Genomic DNA, 1,639 nt, shown 5'->3' with positions numbered 1-1,639 from the left:
ACATAAGAGGTGCAACTATAAAGGTCAAAAATATATTAAAACCCAGTAATATACCAAGTAAAAGTAAAATAAAGAAATTTATAAGCTTCTTTAAATTATCCATTACTCTACCAGTTCTAACTCACTAAAGAAAAATGGAATTTCATATTTTGCAGATTCCGGAGAATCTGAACCGTGAACAGCATTTTCTCCTATATTAGTTCCGTAAAGTTTTCTTAAAGTACCTTCTTCAGCTTCTTCCGGGTTTGTCGCTCCCATTATTTCTCTTATTACCGAAATAGCATTTTCTCCTTCCCATACCATTGCAACTATAGGACCTGAAGACATAAAATCAGTCAATTCACTAAAGAAAGGTCTTTCTTTATGTACATAATAAAATTTTTCTGCCTGTTCTTTGGTTAACTTTAATTTTTTTAAACCTATTAGTTTAAAACCTTTTTCTTGTACATGAGCAATAATTTTCCCTTCTAAATTCCTTCTTACTGCATCAGGTTTAACAAGCATTAGAGTTCTTTCTACTGCCATTTAGTCCTCCTTCTTATTATTTTGGAATATTTTATAAAAACTAAATATATTTAATCCTATCACAATTAACCAGGAAATTGTTAAAAATATTGTTCCATAAATATTAAGCAGATGTCCTTCCATATTTTCTCCTTTTCCATGCAAGATTTATTAAAAATACAGATAAAACTATCATGAATAATATAAACCCTCTTGCTATCCAGATATTTAGGCTGTGCTGAGACAGTTTTGACGGCAGCATCTGGATAGACCACGAAATTAAAATTACAATTAAAATTAAAGGTGCAACATATTTCATTAAATAATAAAAAACAGGATGCAGATTAATATCGTTATCCCTTGTCATTTCTTCCCATGCTTTTTTTGAGTTATAAAACCAGAAAAATATTACAGCTTCTAAAAGTGCAAATACTACAAGACCAAAGGTTCCTATCCAGAAATCAAGTTCATCTAAAGCACCTTTTATAAAAATAGGAATATGAGCAGAAATAAATAAAAATACTCCTAAAATTAAAACTGCTTTTTGTCTTTTTAATCCAAGTTCGTCTTCTAAAAATGCCACTGCAGGCTGTGCTAAAGCTATAGATGAAGTTATACCTGCAAAGAAAAGAAGTAGGAACCATAAAAAGCTAAAAAACTGCCCAAATGGAATATTTGCAAAAATAGCAGGCAGAGCCATAAAACCTAAATTAAATGCTCCATCAGATGCAATTTGAGAAGTTGCAGAAATTCCAAAAAACACAACAGAAGCAGTTATAGCAATAGACCCACCAAGTATAACTTCTGCAAATTCATTAACTGAAGCACCAGCAATAGCATTTAAAGCAATATCATCTTTAGGTTTTAAATAAGAAGCATAAGTTAATATAGCTCCAAAACCTACACTTAAAGTAAAGAATACCTGTCCAGCAGCAGCAAGCCAGACATTAGGATTTAAGAGGGCTGAAAAATCTGGATTCCATAAAAACCCAAGACCATCTAAAAAGTTCCTGCCGTCAGGAGAGCTTAAAGTAAATACCCTTATCATTAAAATTATTGCCATTACAAAATTGCAGGAGAGCAAATTTTGCAACTTTTCAATTCCACCACTTATTCCTCTATATAGTATATACAG

The 1,639-nt window shown here is 31.5% G+C and carries 1 protein-coding gene and 1 pseudogene; both read right to left on the bottom strand.

Annotated features, from left to right (window positions below; genetic code table 11):
* Nucleotides 1–102: 102 nt before the first annotated feature.
* Nucleotides 103–525 carry a nucleoside-diphosphate kinase gene (gene ndk, locus HG1285_RS02355; RefSeq protein WP_008289151.1) on the bottom strand — a complete coding sequence of 141 codons (423 nt, stop codon included), beginning with the start codon at nucleotides 523–525 and terminating at the stop codon, nucleotides 103–105.
* A gap of 103 nt (nucleotides 526–628) precedes the next feature.
* Nucleotides 629–1,639, bottom strand: a pseudogene (locus HG1285_RS02360) (sodium:calcium symporter); the annotation flags it as partial.

Source organism: Hydrogenivirga sp. 128-5-R1-1, from assembly GCF_000171895.1.
This window is presented reverse-complemented; position numbering and strand designations above follow the sequence as displayed.